The organism is Micromonospora sp. DT43 (assembly GCF_049841645.1).
Taxonomy (GTDB): Bacteria; Actinomycetota; Actinomycetes; order Mycobacteriales; family Micromonosporaceae; genus Micromonospora.
Genome location: NZ_JBNCKR010000007.1, coordinates 314,228 through 331,060, shown reverse-complemented (window position 1 = coordinate 331,060; position 16,833 = coordinate 314,228). Strand labels below are relative to the sequence as shown.

The 16,833-nt window shown below is 72.9% G+C and carries 15 protein-coding genes; 8 read left to right on the top strand and 7 right to left on the bottom strand.

Annotated features, from left to right (window positions below; translation table 11 throughout):
* Window positions 1–101: 101 nt before the first annotated feature.
* Together ACLQ26_RS19630 and ACLQ26_RS19625 are read left to right on the top strand one after the other, a co-directional pair.
* Window positions 102–3,380, top strand: a complete 3,279-nt coding sequence (locus ACLQ26_RS19630; protein ID WP_425745784.1) for a BTAD domain-containing putative transcriptional regulator — start codon at window positions 102–104, stop codon at window positions 3,378–3,380.
* 83 nt (window positions 3,381–3,463) lie between these two features.
* On the top strand, window positions 3,464–4,153 hold the full coding sequence (locus ACLQ26_RS19625) for a hemerythrin domain-containing protein (protein WP_425745783.1): 690 nt from the start codon (window positions 3,464–3,466) through the stop codon (window positions 4,151–4,153).
* A 77-nt stretch (window positions 4,154–4,230) separates the two neighbouring features.
* On the opposite strand, the gene ACLQ26_RS19620 is transcribed toward ACLQ26_RS19625, so the two are convergent.
* The 7 genes from ACLQ26_RS19620 to paaK all read right to left on the bottom strand — a co-directional run bounded on the left by ACLQ26_RS19620 (window position 4,231) and on the right by paaK (window position 11,569).
* Window positions 4,231–5,214 carry a zinc-dependent alcohol dehydrogenase family protein gene (locus ACLQ26_RS19620; RefSeq protein ID WP_425745782.1) on the bottom strand — a complete coding sequence of 328 codons (984 nt, stop codon included), beginning with the start codon at window positions 5,212–5,214 and terminating at the stop codon, window positions 4,231–4,233.
* Window positions 5,215–5,356: 142 nt separating this feature from the next.
* Entirely contained in the window at window positions 5,357–6,451 is a 1,095-nt protein-coding gene (locus tag ACLQ26_RS19615; protein ID WP_425745781.1) for a Gfo/Idh/MocA family protein, read from the bottom strand.
* Window positions 6,452–6,529: 78 nt separating this feature from the next.
* A complete protein-coding gene (locus tag ACLQ26_RS19610; RefSeq protein WP_425745780.1) occupies window positions 6,530–7,111 on the bottom strand; it encodes a TetR/AcrR family transcriptional regulator in 582 nt (193 codons plus the stop codon).
* Between the two features lie 52 nt (window positions 7,112–7,163).
* On the bottom strand, window positions 7,164–7,730 hold the full coding sequence (locus tag ACLQ26_RS19605; RefSeq protein ID WP_425745779.1) for a dienelactone hydrolase family protein: 567 nt from the start codon (window positions 7,728–7,730) through the stop codon (window positions 7,164–7,166).
* 55 nt (window positions 7,731–7,785) lie between these two features.
* The gene (locus ACLQ26_RS19600) at window positions 7,786–8,892 is read right to left on the bottom strand and encodes a nucleotide disphospho-sugar-binding domain-containing protein (protein WP_425745778.1); all 1,107 of its coding nucleotides are present in this window, start codon (window positions 8,890–8,892) and stop codon (window positions 7,786–7,788) included.
* Window positions 8,893–8,961: 69 nt separating this feature from the next.
* Window positions 8,962–10,212 carry an FAD-dependent oxidoreductase gene (locus tag ACLQ26_RS19595; protein WP_425745777.1) on the bottom strand — a complete coding sequence of 417 codons (1,251 nt, stop codon included), beginning with the start codon at window positions 10,210–10,212 and terminating at the stop codon, window positions 8,962–8,964.
* 37 nt (window positions 10,213–10,249) lie between these two features.
* Window positions 10,250–11,569, bottom strand: a complete 1,320-nt coding sequence (gene paaK / locus ACLQ26_RS19590; protein WP_425745776.1) for a phenylacetate--CoA ligase PaaK — start codon at window positions 11,567–11,569, stop codon at window positions 10,250–10,252.
* A gap of 208 nt (window positions 11,570–11,777) precedes the next feature.
* Between paaK and ACLQ26_RS19585 the strand changes: the two genes are divergently transcribed.
* The 6 genes from ACLQ26_RS19585 (at window position 11,778) to ACLQ26_RS19560 (ending at window position 16,833) form a co-directional block, all read left to right on the top strand.
* Window positions 11,778–12,536: a class I SAM-dependent methyltransferase gene (locus ACLQ26_RS19585; protein WP_425745775.1), complete on the top strand. Its 759-nt coding sequence runs from the start codon at window positions 11,778–11,780 to the stop codon at window positions 12,534–12,536.
* 28 nt (window positions 12,537–12,564) lie between these two features.
* Window positions 12,565–13,044 carry a fluoride efflux transporter FluC gene (locus tag ACLQ26_RS19580; protein WP_425745774.1) on the top strand — a complete coding sequence of 160 codons (480 nt, stop codon included), beginning with the start codon at window positions 12,565–12,567 and terminating at the stop codon, window positions 13,042–13,044.
* The gene (crcB, locus tag ACLQ26_RS19575) at window positions 13,041–13,403 is read left to right on the top strand and encodes a fluoride efflux transporter CrcB (protein WP_425745773.1); all 363 of its coding nucleotides are present in this window, start codon (window positions 13,041–13,043) and stop codon (window positions 13,401–13,403) included. The genes ACLQ26_RS19580 and crcB overlap by 4 nt, the downstream gene beginning before the upstream one ends.
* 78 nt (window positions 13,404–13,481) lie before the next feature.
* Window positions 13,482–14,006, top strand: a complete 525-nt coding sequence (locus ACLQ26_RS19570; protein ID WP_007460700.1) for a PadR family transcriptional regulator — start codon at window positions 13,482–13,484, stop codon at window positions 14,004–14,006.
* The gene (locus ACLQ26_RS19565; RefSeq protein WP_425745772.1) at window positions 14,003–14,683 is read left to right on the top strand and encodes an ABC transporter ATP-binding protein; all 681 of its coding nucleotides are present in this window, start codon (window positions 14,003–14,005) and stop codon (window positions 14,681–14,683) included. Before ACLQ26_RS19570 ends, ACLQ26_RS19565 begins: the two co-directional genes overlap by 4 nt.
* Window positions 14,680–16,833 (top strand): FtsX-like permease family protein, encoded by a 2,154-nt coding sequence (locus ACLQ26_RS19560; RefSeq protein WP_425745771.1) that lies wholly within the window; start codon window positions 14,680–14,682, stop codon window positions 16,831–16,833. Before ACLQ26_RS19565 ends, ACLQ26_RS19560 begins: the two co-directional genes overlap by 4 nt.

The following is a 16,833-nucleotide window of genomic DNA, read 5'->3' as shown; positions in this document are numbered from 1 at the left end:
CCTCCGCAAGGATCATGATGGTGACGCCACGGTATCGCCCCGTCGGGGTCCGGCGAGATCGCGAAACCGCCGGCCGGGGGGTGACTAGGATTGGCGCGGTCATGCTGTTACGGGTGCTCGGGCCGCTCGAGGTCGAGGTCGACACAGGCGGGCCGGTCGACCTCGGTGGCCCCCGCCAACGCGCCGTGCTCGCGCTGCTGCTGGCGGCCCGGGGCGAGGTCGTCTCCGTCGGCCGGATGATCGAGGAGCTGTGGCGGGGGGACGCGCCGCCCCGGGCGATCGTCTCCCTCCAGGCGTACGTCTCGCACCTGCGCCGCGTGGTCGAGCCGGCCCGCGAGCGCCGCGCGCCGGCGCGGGTCCTGGTCACGGTGCCGCCCGGGTACGCGCTCCGGGTGCCTGCCGACGCCCTGGACGCCAGTCGGTTCGAGGCGCTGCTCGCCGAGGCCCGCGCGGTGAGCCTCGCCGACCCGGAGCGCGCACGCCCGCTGCTACGCGCCGCGCTCGACCTGTGGCGCGGTCCCGCGTACGCCGAATTCGCCGCTGAGCCGTGGGCGCAGTCGGAGATGCTGCGGCTGGAGGAGCTGCGTCTCGTCGCCCGGGAGTTGCTGCTCGACGTGACAGTGCGCTGCGGCGACGCGGCCGAGGCGGTGCCGGAGGCGGAGCTGCTGACCCGGCAGGCCCCGCTGCGGGAGGAGACCTGGCGGCTGCTGGCGTTGGCGTTGTGGCGTACCGGTCGGCAGGGGGACGCGCTCGCCGCGCTGCGACGGGCGCGGGCGACCCTGGCGGACCAGCTCGGCCTGGACCCGGGCCCGGCGTTGGTCGAGGTGGAGTCCGCGATCCTGGGCCAGCGCCTCGACCTGCTCCCGCCTGTGGTCGCGGCGCGTGCCGATCGTCAGGCGTCGGAGGACGTGTTCGTCGGGCGGGAGGCCGAGCTGGCGGATCTTCGGCAGGCAGCCGCCGAGGCGGCGGTGAACGGGCCGCGCGTGGCGCTGCTCGGCGGGGAGGCCGGGGCCGGCAAGACCAGCCTGCTCGCCCGGTTCCGGGAGGAGCTGGACGCCCGCGGCTGGCTGGTCACCCTCGGTCGCTGCCCCGAGGTCGAGGGCGCCCCGCCGGCCTGGGCGTGGGTCGAGGCGCTGCGGCAGCTCGCCGCGCAGGCGCCGCCGGGCGATCTCGCGCCGGCACTCGCCCCGCTGCTCGACGAGGATGCCGGCGAGGCGGGCGGCGACGTCACCGCCGGCCGGTTCCGGCTGCACCGCGCCGTCGCCGCCTGGCTGACCGCCGCGGCGGTGGACAGACCCGTCGCCGTCGTCCTCGACGACCTGCACGCCGCGGACGCGGAGACGCTGCTGCTGTTGCACAGCGTGACCGAGATGACCGCCGGCGCCGTGCTGTTCGTCGCGGCGTTGCGGCCCGCCGACAACCCGGAACGGCTCGCCGACACCATGGCCGTCCTGGCCCGCCGGTCCCCCCACCGGATCCAGCTGGGCGGTCTGACGACGTCCGAGGTCGAACGGCTGCTCGGCGCGCTGGCCCGGACGACGGTCGACCCGCAGACGGTCACCGCGCTCACCGAACGCACCGGCGGCAACCCCTTCTACGTCCGGGAGTCGGCGCGGCTGCTCGCCGCCGAGGGCACCCTCGTCGCCACCTCCGACGTGCCCGAAGGGGTACGCGACGTGCTGCGTCGCCGGCTCTCCCGCCTGCCGTCGGCGGCGGTCTCGGTGCTGCGCCTGACCGCTGCCGTCGGGCGGGAGGCGGACGTGCGGACACTTGTCGACGCCGCCGGCACCGACGAGGGCGCCGTCCTGCACGCGCTGGAAGCCGGGCTGAGCGCCGGCCTGCTCACCGAACCGGCGCCGGGGCGGGTGCGGTTCGTGCACGGCCTGGTCTGCGACACCATCTACACCGACCTGCCGAAGCTGCGCCGCACCGGCCTGCACGCCCGGATCGCCGCCGCCACCCGTCGGCTGCGCCCCGACGACTACCCGGCCCTGGCCCACCACTACGTCCGCGCCGCGTCGACCGACACCGCACCGCTCGCCGTCGACTACGCGGTGCGCGCCGCGGAGTTGGCGGAGCGGCGGTACGCGTACGACGCCGCGATCGAGCTGCTCGGCAACGCCGTCGAGGCCGCCGCGTCGGTCCCCGGGGACCGCGCCGCGCTGCAGGTCGACCTGCTGGGCCGGCTGCTGCGCGCCCAGGCCCGGGCCGGCGCGGTGGCCGCCGCCCAGCAGACCCGCACCCGGGCCGTCGACATCGCCATCGCGTCGAACCGGGACGAGCTGCTGATCGCCGCGTTCACCGCGTGGACCGTCCCCAGCCCGTGGCTGAGACACGAGTACGGCGCGGTGGACCACACTGTCATCGAACTGCTCACCCGGCTGCTGCGCGCCGACGACCTCGACCCGGTCACCCGCTGCCGACTGCTCGACGCGCTCGCCACCGAGCTGGACGGCGAGGCGGACCCGCGCGGCGCGGCGGCCGGGCGGGAGGCCCTGACGATCTCCCGAGGGCTCGACGATCCCGAGTTGCGCGCCCTCGGGCTGGCGGCCCGGCTGCGCACCATGAGCTACGAGTCGCAGGCGCCGCAGCGCCGGGAGCTGGCGCTGGAGCTGCGTGACCTCGCCGACGAGCACGGGCTGGTGAGCTATCAGTGGGTCGCCGAGCAGGTGCTCGGCCACGCCGCCGCCGCGCTCAACGAGCCGGCTGAGTTGCGGGCAAGTGTCGCCCGGCAGGGGCGGCTGGCCCAGACGTACCAGCTGAACGAGGCCCAGGTGCTGCACCTGTGCTCACTCGCCGTGCTCGCGCACATCGCCGGCGACTTCGGGGCCGCGCGGCGGCACTACGACGAGGTCGCCGCGCAGATGCGGCGACAGGGCTCGCTGCATGCCGAGGCGTTCCACTACTTCGCCGTGGGGACGCTGCTGATCAGCCAGGGGCGCTTCGGCGAGCACGTGGAGGCGACCCGGCGGGTCCGCGGGTTGTTGGGGCCGATCGTGGACGACCTGCTGGCGCTGGCGCTGATCAGCAGCGGACGGGTGGACGAGGCGCGGGCGATGCCGATCGGCAGGCACACCTACCGCCCGGACTACTTCGAGTCGGCGCTGCTGAGCGTGCGCGCGATGGTCATCGTGGCGCTGGGTCGACGGGACCTGGCGCAGCCCGTGATCGACGCGCTGCTCCCGGTTCGTGACCAACTGGCGGGCTTCTCCACCACGGCGGCCGTGGTGCGGCCGATCGCGCTGACGCTCGGGGAGCTGTTCCGCCTGGTGGACCGCCCCGAGGAGGCGGCGCGGCACTTCCGGCTGGCGGCCAGCGTGGCGTGCCGGTGGGAGTCGCCGCACTGGCTGGCCGAGGCGACGGCGGCGCTGACCGACTGACCGACCCTCGGTTCCAAGCCGGTTCCAAGTGGCGACGCACATGATCGACGTGTTTGACCCACTAGGCCCTCGGAAAGGTCACCGTGAACCAGAACCACCAGGAAGCCATGGCCGACGTCCGCGACATGTACATGGTGCACATCCTGTTCCGTCGCGAGTTCGGCCTGCTTCCGCAGCTCGTCCGGGGTGTACGACCGGGTGACGTGAAGCGCGCGGAGGTCGTGGGCGCCCACGCCGCGCTCATGTGCCAGCAACTGCACCTGCACCACGAGGGCGAGGACATCTTCCTGTGGCCGCTGCTCGCCGAGCGCGGAGGGGCCGAGGCGGCCGCCGTCGTGCCCACCATGCAGGCACAGCACCACGCCATCGAGGAGGCGTACGAGGCAGTGGTCGCCCTGCTGCCCGACTGGCGTCGGACCGGGCGTGACGGTGCCGAGGTGGCCGAGGCGCTGGAGCGTCTGCGCGCCGCGGCGACTGAGCACATGGCCATGGAGGAGGCAGAGATCCTGCCACTGGCGCAGCGGTACGTCACCGCTGCGGAGTGGGCGAAGCTCGGCGAGCACGGGTTGCGGGACACCCCGAAGAAGCACCTGCCGCTGACCTTCGGCATGGCGATGTACGAGGGCGACCCCGAGGTGATCAAGGCGGTGCTCGCGCACGCCCCGCTGCCGGCGCGGCTGCTCATGCCGGTCCTGGCGCCCCGGTTGTACGCGACGCACGCCAAGCGTGTCCACGGCACCGCCACTCCCCCGCGCATCGGCGCCACCCGCTGAGTCGAGGAGATCTTGGACAGTTCCCGCCCGGATGACGGAAACTGTCCAAGATCTCGCCCCGACGACACCGAGAACCGTCACTCGACGTCGACCACGATCTTGCCGGTGCTGACGCCGCTCTCCACGGCGGCATGGGCGTCGGCCACGGTGGCCAGGGTGAACCGCCGGGGGTCGACGACCGGCTGCAACGCTCCCTCGTCGGCCAGGGCCGCGGTTTCGCGCAGAATTTCTCCATGGTGCTCGCGTCCCTGACCGGTAAGCATCGGCAGCAGGGCGAAGACCCCTGAGTAGCTGGCGCCACGGAATGACAGCGGCGCGAGGCTGTGGGTGCCCCAGCCCAGAACGCTGACGACGTGCCCGGTGTAGGTGCGGACCGCACCGAAGGACAGGTCGAGATTGACGCCACCGATGGTGTCGAGAACCACGTCGAAGCCCTCACCGCCGGTGTACTCGCCGACATAGTCCCCGACCACCGCGCTGGTGTGGTCGATCGGAGTCGCACCGAGGCGAGCGATGGCATCGAGGCTTCGGGGCGATCCGGTGGCGAAGACCTCAGCGCCCCGGGCGCGGGCGAACTGGATGGCGATCCGCCCGACGCCACCCGCGCCCCCGTGCACCAGTACCCGCTGGCCCGCGCTGACCCGAGCCCGGTCCACCAGCCCCTCCCAGGCGGTGATGGCGGCCAGCGGTAGAGCCGCCGCCTCGCGCAGACTCAGCGACTCCGGTTTGCGGGCGAGCAACCGGGCGTCCACGGCCGCGTACTCGGCGAGCGATCCTTGCAGGTCACCGACACCACCGGTCAGTCCGTACACCTCGTCACCGGGATCGAGGCCAGTGACCCCCGGGCCGATCTCCGCCACGACACCGGCCAGGTCCAGACCGAGTACGGCCGGCGGGTTGTGCCGGGCGTGGGCGGCCTTGCCGGCTCGGATCTTGATGTCCAGCGGGTTGACACCGCTCGCCGCGACCCGAACCAGCACCTGGCCCGGGCCCGGGGCCGGCGTCTCGACCTCCGTGAGGACGAGTGGGCCGCCGAATTCCTTGAGCACCACTGCACGCATGTCGTTACCTCGTTTCTTCTGTGCTTGAACAGCAGGCCGCGCATGGGGCGCTCACGACGCGACGACACGTCGGCCTCGTACGTCATTGACTCCAACTCCGGACAAAGGCGGTCGGCACTGCCGGGCGCCGACCGCGGGTCGGTCACCGTGGGGTTTGCGCGACGCCGGTGGCTGACGCGCGCTCGACGGCGTCGATGAGGCGGTGCCGGCGGAGGGCGTGCGCGAAGTCGGGCACAGTGTGGGCGCCGTCGGCCAGGTCGCGCGCCAGCTGCGCGTAGAGCCCCGCAACGCCCTGGGCCGGGGTCGAGAGCAGGCCCGTGGCGATGCCGTCCGAGTAGGACGCCGGCACATCGATGATGGTGGCGGTGGTGTCCGTGCCGCGGCCGCCGGCGAGGGTGAGCTGGGCGACCTGCATGTTGCCCCAGGCCGAGGTCAGGACGAGGTCTCCGTCGGTGCCGTTGATCTCCCACCGGAGGTTGTCGCCACGTGACGCGCCGCCGCGATAGAAGACCGAGGCGGCCGCGCCGGAGGCGAGCGTGCCGATCAGGGCGACCTGATCGGGGGCCGTGATCGGGATCCTGCTGCCGTCCTCGGTGATGGTCGCCTCCTTGCGCCCGACCACGAGGTTGGCCGCGACCGTGTCGAACTCGCCGAGCACGACGTGCAGCGGGTCGAGGGCGTGCAACGCGGCGGAGGTGAGCGGGGTCGCGCCGTTTGCGTTGTCGAACCAGTAGGCCTGGGCGTGAGTGGCCACCTCGGCACCCCAGACCATGCCGGAGCCGACCAGGGTGGTGCCGAGCACCTCACCGACGTACCCGTCGCGCACAAGGTCCGCCGCGTGCTGGACCTCGGGGGCGTAGCGTCCCTGGAGCCCGACGACGGTACGGACGCCGGCCTTGCGGGCCAGCTCGACGAGGCGTTCCGCTTCGGCCAGACCGTTGGCGAGCGGCCACTCGCTGTAGACGATCTTGCCTGCCTCGAGTGCCGCCGAGATCAGCTCGACGTGCTGGGCGACCGGCGCCGCGACGACCACCATGTCGACCCGCGGGTCGGCGAGAAGGCGCCGGTGGTCGTCGTATCCGGGCACCCCGTAGGCGGCCGCCGCGGCCTCCGCCGAGCTACGGCGGGACGTGCTGACCGCACGCAGTTCGAACGCCGGCGACGCCGCGATCACCGGAATGTGCGACACCGACGCCCACGCGCCGGGCCCGATGATGCCCACACCTGTCGCCTTCATCCTTTTCCTTCCAGACTAATTTGAGCGTTCGTTACAGAATTAGGTACGAAAACGGACGGAACCGCTGCCAGGGACCGGTCAGTCCAGGCAGGTCAGCGCGACCTCGGCGGAGCGCATCAGGGTGGCCCGGTCGGGGTTGATCCCGCCCATCACCCGCAGGCCCTGGAGGCTGGTCACCAGGAAGATGGCGAGGTCGTCGGCACTGCGCTCGGGCGGGATCTGACCGCGCAGCTGGCCCTCGGCGAGCACGTCGAAGAGGGCGGACTCCAGAGATCGGGTCGTCGCCCGGAGCCGCTCGGCGACCCGCAGGTCGTCGCGGGCCCGCTCGACCGTGGCGCCGACGATCAGACATGCCAGGCGTTTCCCGTCCCGCGCGATCTCATCCACCGCGGCGACGAAGATCTCGCGGATCACCTCCCGGGCGTCGTTGCCCGAGCGCAGCATGTCGATCAGTGGCACCGCGTACTGCTGCCGGTAGAGGTCGAGCGCGGCCAGGTACAACCCTTCCTTGCTGCCGAAAGCGGCATAGATCGAGCCGCTGCCCAGGCCGGTCGCCCTGCTCAGGTCACGGATCGAGGTCCCCTCGTAGCCGTTGCGCCGGAACGCCTCCATGGCAGCGGCCACCGCCGCGTCAAGGTCGAACTCCCGGGTACGAGCCATGCGCCCACCCTACGAGCCAACTGGAACGATCGCCAAAGAATCGTGCCGACGCTCACTCCGGGTCGAGGAAGGCGAGCACCCGCGACCAGGCCGCCTCGGCGGCGTCCGGGGCGTACTCGGCGAGGTCCGGGTCGGTGAACAGGTGCCCGGCGCCGGGATAGCGGAACACGGCCAGGTCGGCCCCGGCGTCGGTCATCGCCGCCTGCCACTCGTCGACCTCGTCCGGCGCGTCGTACGGGTCCGGGTCGGCGAGGTGCAGCTGCACCGGCAGGCCGGACCGGGCCGCGTCCGGTGCGCCGCCGGTGCCGTGCAGCAGAAGCAGGCCGGCGGCGTCGGGGCGCTCGGCGAGCAGTGCCCCGGCGACGCCCGCGCCCATCGAGAAACCGGCGAGCACCGTCTGCTGCGGCAGGTCGCGCAGCGCCGCGCGGGCCCGGTCGAGCACCACCTCGTGGCCGATCTTGTCGAGCAGCGCGAAGCCCTCCTCGACGGTGTCGGCGGCCGGGACGCCGTACAGATCGGGGGCGGTGACCCGGTGCCCGGCGGCGCGCAACCGGTCGGCGGCGGCGCGAACGGCGGGCCGCAGCCCGTACACGGAGTGGAACAGCACGACGTGTCGCATCGGGCCATCCTCCCGCAGTCGGGCTCGGGCCCGGCCGTGGCGCGCGGGGCGGGGATCAGACCAGCGCCGCCAGCCGGGCCACCAGGGCCGTCGGCGGTGGCATCGCGGCGATCTCATGGCTGACCTGCGCGGCGGCCGTGCGCAGGCTCTCGTCGGTGAGCAGCCGGGTCAGCGTCTGCGCGGTGATGTCGGCCGGACGCAGCGCGAGGCCGGCACCCCGGCGGGCCACCAGCTCGGCGTTGTGCCGCCGGTCCCCCGCACCCACGGTGGCCAGTTGCGGCAGGCCGGCGGCGAGGGCGCCGAGAGCGCTGCCCGCCCCGCCGTGGTGCACCAGCGCGGCGCTCGCCGGCAGCGCCTCGTCGAGCGGGATCCAGTCGACCACCCGGACGTTGCCGGGCAGCGAACGAGCCGAGCGCTCATCGGGCCGCACCAGCACGATCTCGGCGTCCACCTGGGCCGCGGCGGCCACCACGGCGGGCATCGGTCCTCGGTCGCCGGGGCCGGTCAGGGTGCTGCGGGTGACCAGGATCCGGGGGCGCTCGCCCGGCTCGCGCAGCCAGGCCGGCAGCTCACCGCCGCCCACGTAGGACGTGTAGCGCATCGGCCAGCCGTGCTGGGTGGCCACGCTGGGCGGCGCCACGGCGAGGGCGGCGGCGGGTGGTGGCAGCTCCGCGAGGCCGTGGCGGCGCAGCACGGCACCGAGCTGCGCGGTGGTCGCGCGGACCAGGTCCCGGCCGTCGAAGAGGGCGTTCTCCTGGCGTACGGCCGGCACGTCTAGCCGCGCCGCCGCCACCGCACCGGCGACCGCGAACGGCTCGTGCACCACCAGATCCGGACGCCACTCGGTAGCCAGCGCGACGACCGGGTCGGTGAGCTGATCGTTGAGCGCGCCGAAGAGCAGGCCGGCGCCCCGGGTGCCGGCGGTGCCGGCCATCTCGGCGCGCGCGATCAGCGGATGGCGGAGGAAGACCCGCTGCGCGATCCGGCCGAAGTCGAAGCCCGGCGCGACGTCGTGCACGGCCAGACCGGAGTCGGCGGCGGCCATCGCCCCACCACCGGTGGCGACCAGCACGTCGTGGCCGGCGTCGCGCAGCGCGACCGCGAGTGGCACCAGGGGAAAGACGTGCCCGACGAGCGGGGCGGAAACCACCAGCACGCGCATGGGGCGGATCCTATGTCGACGCCGCCGGGCGCGCTGACCCGTCGACCGCTCGCCACCTCGCCCCTGGGCTCAGGGCATCCGTCTGCCCGTGCCCCGGGGTTTCGGGAGGTGGTCGACGACCCACAGCCACAGCAGGTTTCTCCGCCGCGCGGCTTCCGCCTCCGCCCGCAGCGACGCGTCGACCGCGGCGAAGCCGTAGTCACGCATGCGCCGCTCATACTCGCCGATCGCCTCGACGATGTCGCTGCCACCGGTGAGCGCGTCGCACAGATGCGCGGCGTCCATGAGCGCGGTGTTCGCTCCGGAGCCACGGGCCGGGCTCATCGCGTGGATGGCGTCACCCAGCAGCGTCACCCTGCTCGGGTTCCAGGCGGGCACGCGTCGGCTGCTGCGGACCCGGACGAAGAACGTCTCCTCCACGGCCGCCGCGCCGAGCAGGGCGCGGAGGTCGGGGTGCCACGACCGGATCGCGCGGCAGGCGACGGCGTGCAGGGTCGCGGCGTCGGCCTCCCCGAGTTTCCCGTCGACCGCCGGCAGCCGGTCGCGTTGCGCGGAGACCGCCCACATCAGGTAGTCGCTGGCCGGACTCAACCGTACGTCTGGCGCGATCGCGGCGGCCGCGTCGACGGGCTGACGCCGGAACTCGACGAGCCCGGCAGCCAGACCGACGTGGCCGCCCGCGATCGCGGTGAACCCGTCGTACAGGGCCGACGGAATGAGCCGCCGTGCCGCGTCGTCCAACGGCGTCCTGCCGTAGATGATCCGCGTGCCGGTGTCGACCTGCTCTGCGTGTGGCAGCAGTACGCGGCGAACGGTCGAACTCACCCCGTCCGCACCGACCAGGACGTCGGCGCGCGTCGTGGAGCCGTCCGTGAAGCGGAGCGTCACCCCGTCCGGGTCCTGCTCGTAGCCGGCGAGTTCGTGACCCCAGTGAATTCGCCCGTCGAGCCCTCCGGCAAGGATCTCGCGCAGAGTACCCCGATCAACCGACGTGGACAGAGTCGCCGGATCGTCCGGGTCACCGGCCGGGCCGACGGGGGTCTCGTACAGGACACGCAGCCGACGGGACAGCACCGTCACCCTGCTCCCAGGGCGGCCCGCTGTCGCCAGGAACAGCCGAAACAGCCGCGGTGGCAGGCATTTTTCCAGCGCGAGAGCCGCGCGAGAATCGATGTGCAGACGGTAACCCTGCCGGCGGGTGTGCAGCGCGGCGTCCCGCTCGTAGACGTCGACGTCGACACCGGCCCGCAGCAGGCCCTGGGCGACGCACAATCCGCCCAGACCGGCACCGGCCACCGCCACTCGCAGACTGCCGCTCACCGCCCACCCCCGTCGAGGCGGCGGAGAACCCGCCCGCTCATGCCGCCGTCCGTGGAGGCTGTCGCTTGTCGACGATGCGGCGCATCTTGCCCATCGACCGTTCCACCGAGTCCGGGTCGAGCACGTCCACCGCGACGCTTACCCCGATGGTGTTCTTCACCAGCTCGGCCACGCTCGCGCCGGCCCGCTCGGCGGCGTCCACGGCGACCCCGACGCGCCGCTCCACCCGTACGGTGAGGGTGTCCAGCCGACCCTGCCGGTCGAGGACGCACTGGAAGTGCGGCGACAGCTGAGGCGTACGCAGGATCAGCTCCTCGATCTGCGTCGGGAAGATGTTCACCCCGCGCAGGATCATCATGTCGTCGGTCCGGCCGGTGATCTTCTCGATCCGGCGCATCGGCCGGGCGGTGCCGGGCAGCAGCCGGGTCAGGTCCCGGGTGCGGTAGCGCACGACGGGCATCGCCTCCTTGGTCAGCGAGGTGAGCACCAGCTCGCCCCGCTCGCCGTCGGGCAGCACCGCCCCGGTGACCGGGTCGATGATCTCGGGGTAGAAGTGGTCCTCCCAGAGGTGCAGGCCGTCCTTGGTCTCGACGCACTCGGTGGCCACGCCGGGGCCCATCACCTCGGAGAGCCCGTAGATGTCGACGGCGTGGATGTCCAGCTGCTGCTCGATCTCGCGGCGCATGTCCTCGGTCCACGGCTCGGCGCCGAAGATGCCCACCCGCAGTGACGTGGCACGCGGGTCGATGCCCTGGCGGCGCATCTCGTCGACGATGGCCAGGAGGTAGCTGGGCGTGACCATGATGACCTCGGGCTCGAAGTCGCGGATCAGCAGCACCTGTCGTTCGGTCATGCCGCCCGAGACGGGGATGACGGTGCAGCCCAGCTCCTCGGCCCCGTAGTGGGCGCCCAGCCCGCCGGTGAAGAGCCCGTAGCCGTACGCGACGTGCACCCGGTCGCCGGGACGGCCGCCGGAGGCGCGGATGGACCGGGCCATCAGCCGGGCCCAGGTCCGCAGGTCGTCGCGGGTGTAGCCGACGACTGTGGGCCGGCCGGTGGTGCCGGAGGAGGCGTGCAGTCGGGCGACCTGCTCCCGGGGTACGGCGAACATGCCGAACGGGTAGTTGTCGCGCAGCTCCGCCTTGCCGGTGAACGGGAAGCGGGCCAGGTCGGCGAGGTCCCGGCAGTCGTCGGGGTGCACCCCGACGGCGTCGAACGCCCGACGGTAGTGCGGCACCTTGTCGTACGCGTGCCGCAACGACCACCGCAGCCGTTCGCGTTGCAGGGCGCGCAGCTCGTCGATGTCGGCGCGCTCGATCGGCTCCAGCTCTTCCGGACGAGGGGTGCGGTCCTGCATCGCCTGCCTCCTTGCGCGACGGTCCCGGTGGGGGCTGCGGGTACCGTACGCCGGCCGTGGACCTGAGGCGCGAGGTGAGGGACGCCGGGTGGGGCGGGATGCCCGACCCGGCGCCGCTCCGATCATCGCCCCGCCATCATCCTGCAATTGCAAAAGATGTGCAACAAGGTCTGGACCGAACCCCTCTTAAGTAACTAGCCTGATCGCCATGAGTCCTTACACCTTGGATCCGTCCGCATGGCAGGAAAGCTGGGACCGCCAGCAGGAGGCCTACATGCCGGACCGGGAACACCGCCTCGCCACCATGCTCGACGCCGTCGACGCGGTCCTCGACGGCCGACCCCCGCGCCTGCTCGACCTGGCCGGCGGCACCGGCACCATCTCGCTGCGGACGCTGGCGCGCTTCCCCGACGCCGAGCTGACGTTGGTGGACCTCGACCCGAGGCTGCTCGCCATCGCCGGCGCCTCGCTGGCCGGGCGGGCCACCATCGTCACCGCCGACCTCGCCACTCCCGACTGGCGCTCGGCGCTCCCCCACTCCGAGTACGACGCCGTCCTCACCGCCACCGCCCTGCACTGGCTGCCGGCCGACCGGCTCGGCGTGCTCTACGCCGAGCTGCGCGACGTGCTGCGGCCGGGTGGGATCTTCGTCAACGCCGACCACATGCCCGACGACACGCTGCCGGAGCTGACCAAGCGACTGCTGGACCGGGCACGGGACCGGCGCAACGCCCGCTACGCCGCCGGATCGGTGCTCTCGTGGTCGGACTGGTGGGACCGGGCCGCCGCCGACCCTGCGCTCGCCCCGCTGGTGGCACAGCGGCACGCCATCTACCCGACCGGGCACAGCCCGGAGTGGAACCCGCCGGTCTCCTGGCACCTCGCCGCGCTCCGCGAGGCCGGGTTCGGCGAGGTCGGCACGGTGTGGCGCGGCGGACCGGACGCCGCCGTCGCGGCGGTGCGCTGACCAGCACCCGTGCTGGTAGGAAGGACTCGTGTCAGATCCATTCGAGCCGCGTACCGACCCTGACGTCGACATGCGTGTCCCCGCCGACCGGCGGGAGTTGACAGCCCGTCCCGCGGCGGTGCTGGCCACGATCGCGGCCGGCGGGGTCCTCGGGGCGCTGGGCCGGGCCGGTCTGCAGCACGCCGCCCCGCACACGCCTACCGGTTTTCCCTGGGCGACGTTCGGCATCAACGTGTCGGGCTGCCTGCTGATCGGCGTGTTGATGGCGGCGCTCGGGCACCTCGGCGGTGGACACCCGCTGGCCCGCCCGTTCCTCGGGGTGGGGGTGCTCGGCGGCTTCACCACCTTCTCCACCTACGTGGTGGACATCCAGCAGGCGCTCGTGGCGGGCGCCCCGGGCACCGCGTTGGCGTACCTGGCCGCGACGGTGCTCGGGGCGCTCGTCGCGGTCGGGCTGGGCGACGCCGTCACCACCGGGCTGCTGCGGCGTGGGACGGCGGCCCGATGAGCGTGCTGCTCATCGCGCTGGGAGCGGCCGTCGGCGCACCGCTGCGCTATCTCACCGACCGGGCCGTGCAGTCCCGGCACGACTCGGTGTTCCCCTGGGGCACGCTCACCGTCAACGTGGTCGGCTCGCTGCTGCTCGGCGTGCTCGTCGGGTTACCGAACAGCCCGGCGGCCGCCGCGCTGCTCGGCACCGGGTTCTGCGGGGCGCTGACCACCTACTCCACCTTCAGCTACGAGACGCTGCGCCTGACCCGGGGCGGTCACCGCCTCCTCGCGCTGGCAAATGTCGTGGGCAGCGTCGCCGCCGGGCTCGCGGCGGCCGCCGCCGGCTACGCCCTGGCCCGCGCCCTGGCCGGCTGACCTGCGAAAGTAGTGCCCTAAGCCGTGAGCACACCGGGGGTATATACGCGAGGTATACACCCGGTGTAGTCTCCTGGCATGAGCGTGCCACTGACCCTTCTCGGCCTCCTCGAACGGGAGCCCAGCCACGGCTACGACCTGAAGCGCGACTACGACGCCTTCTTCGGCCGGGGCAAGCCACTGCCGTTCGGGCAGGTCTACTCCACCCTCAGCCGCCTGGCCCGCGACGGGAAAGTGGTGATCAGCGACGTCGCGCCCGGCTCCGGCCCCGACCGCAAGCGCTACGTCATCACCGACGTCGGCGCCACCGAGGTCGAGCAGTGGCTCACGCAGCCGGTCGACCCGGAGCCACACCTGCAGACGGTGCTCTTCGCCAAGGTCGTGCTCGCGCTGATGCTCGACCGTCCCGCCGCCGAGTACCTCGACACCCAGCGCAGCGCGCACCTGCACCGGATGCGCGAGCTGACCGAGATCAAGCGCGCCGGCAGCCTCGTCGACGCCCTGCTGGCCGACCACGGCCTGTACCACCTGGAGGCGGACCTCCGATGGATCGAGATGACCGGCGCCCGCCTGGACGCCCTGCGCAAGGAGGTACGGCGATGACCGTCGTGATCGAGGCCCGCGACGTGGAGTTCGCCTTCGGCCAGACGCCAGCCCTGCGCGGCGCCAGCGTCGCCGTGGACGCGGGCGAGATCCTCGCCATCATGGGCCCCAGCGGGTCGGGCAAGTCCACCCTGCTGCACTGCCTGGCCGGCATCCTCGTGCCCGACTCCGGCGAGATCCTCTTCGACGGGATCCGGGTCGACGCGTTGGCCGAGACCCAGCGCAGCAGCCTGCGCCGGGACCGGTTCGGCTTCGTGTTCCAGTTCGGCCAGCTCGTGCCCGAGCTGACTGCTGTGGAGAACGTCGCCCTCCCCCTGCTGCTCAGTGGCGTCCGCCGCACCCAGGCGCTCACGAAGGCGTACGCCTGGTTCGCGCGCCTCGGCCTGGACGGCCTGGAGCAGCGGCGCTCGGGTGAGCTGTCCGGCGGGCAGGCGCAGCGCGTCGCCCTCGCCCGCGGCCTGGTCGCCGAGCCGCAGGTGCTCTTCGCCGACGAGCCGACCGGCGCGCTCGACTCGCTCACCGGCGAGCAGGTGATGGACCTGCTTGTCGACACCGCCCGCGAGCAGGGCACCACAGTCATCCTGGTGACCCACGAACCGCGGATCGCCGCGTACGCCGACCGCGAGGTCATGGTCCGCGACGGGCGCGTCAACGCGCCGGACCGGATCGCCTCATGATCCGCTTCGGGTTCCGCCTCGCCGTGGCCGGGGGCCGTGAGGCGCTCACCCGCCTGCTCGTCATCGCCGCCGCCGTCGCGATCGGCAGCGGGCTGCTGCTGACCACCCTCGCCGGGGTCAACGCGGTAAACGCCCAGCTCACCCGGTACGCCTCGATGTATCCCAACGCCTCGGCCGGCGACGTCGACCCGCTGTGGTGGTCGACCCGGTTCGACTACTTCCACGGCAGGCAGATCATTCGGATCGACGTCGCCGCGACCGGCTCGACCGCGCCCACCCCGGTCGGTGTCCCCACCACCCCTGGTCCCGGCGAGTTCTACGCCTCGCCCGCGTTGCGCGACCTGCTGGCCGCCCAACCGGCGGACCAACTGGGCGACCGCTACCCGGGGCGGGATCTCGGCACTGTGGGTCCGGCCGCGCTGACGTCCCCGGACACCCTGCTCGTCATCGCCGGCGGCACGCCCGACCAGGTCGCCAAGCTACCCGCCGCGAAGCAGGTCACAAGCATCGGCGACACCCCCGCTCTCCCCGAGACCACCGTCAACCTCATCCTGGGTGTGATCGCCGGCGGCTTGCTCTTCCCGGTGCTGATCTTCATCGGCACCGCCACCCGGCTCAGCGCCGCCCGCCGGGAGCAGCGTTTCGCCGCGATGCGGCTGGTCGGCGCGACACCCCGGCAGATCGCGATCGTCGCCGCGGTGGAGGCGACCGCCGCGGCCGTCGCCGGCACCGCCGTCGGCTTCGGCATGTTCTACGCGTTGCGTGATGCGATGGCGAGCATCCCGTTCACCGGCATGCCGTTCTTCCCCAATGACATGTCGCTGGGCGTGCTGAACGTCCTACTCGTGGCGCTCGGCGTCCCGGCCGGCGCGGCGGTGGCCGCCCAGGTCTCGCTGCGCCGCGTACGGATCTCGCCGCTGGGCGTCACCCGCCGGGTCACCCCCCGCGTCCCGAGCGCGTACCGGCTGATCCCGGCCCTGCTCGGTGTCGCGGTGCTGTTCTTCGCCATCGGCTTCAAGCCGGAAACGTCCGACGGCCAGGCCGCGATCTTCCTGCCCGCCCTCCTGCTCATCATGGCTGGCCTCGTGCTCGCCGGTCCCTGGCTGACGATGGTCGGCGCCCGGGTCCTGGCCCGGTACGCCAACCGCCCGGCCACGCTCATCGCCGCGCGCCGCCTCGCCGACAACCCGAAGGCCGGCTTCCGGGCGATCAGCGGCATCATGCTCGCGCTCTTCGTCACGAGCGTGGCCGTCGGCGTGATCACCACGATCGTCGCCAACCGGGGTCCAGCACCCGTCGGCTCGACCGAGGCGGGACAGGTGTCTCTCTACCTTCCTGACGACGCGCCGGCCGCGCCTGACACGCTCTTCACCGGGCTTCGCTCGATCACCGGCGTGCGGTCCGCGACCGCGGTGCGCGAGAACCCGGACAGGATGAACGCCAGCGAGCCTGGCCTGATCGCGTGTACCGAGATCCCCAGCGCGTACGGCCGGTGCGCTGAAGGTGCCACCGTCGCCGAGGTCGCGACGGGCCTCATCCCCTTCCGGGAGTCGGCGTCGTCCGCCCGGGTCTGGCCCGCCGCGTCGGTCCCACTCGGCGACCTTCAACGGCTCCCGGTGATGTCGATCGTCGTCGGCACGGACGGTTCGGCCACCGCCATCGAGCGCACCCGCACCGTGCTGGAGGTCGCCTTCCCGACCTTCTGGGTCGGGCCGAACGTGCCCGGCGACTTCGAGTCGGACTTCGCCGACACGCTGCGCGGCTGGGAACAACTGGCAAACGTCGTCATCATCGCCAGCCTCGCCCTCGGCGGGTGCAGCCTCGCGGTGAGCGTCATCGGCGGTCTGACCGAGCGCCGCCGCCCGTTCAGCCTGCTGCGCCTCAGCGGCGCACCGGTGCGGGTCCTGCGTCGGGTGGTGGCGCTGGAGAGCGCCGTGCCGATGCTCGCCGTCGCGGCCGTCGCCATCGGGATGGGCCTGCTCGCCGCGCACCTGTTCCTCCGGGCGCAGATGCACTACACGCTCGTCGCGCCGGAGCCGCGCTTCTACGTGATCGTCGTCGTCGGACTGGTCGCCTGCCTCGGCGTCATCGCCTCCACGATGCCGCTGCTGGAACGCATCACCGGGCCGGAGACCGCCCGCAGCGAGTAG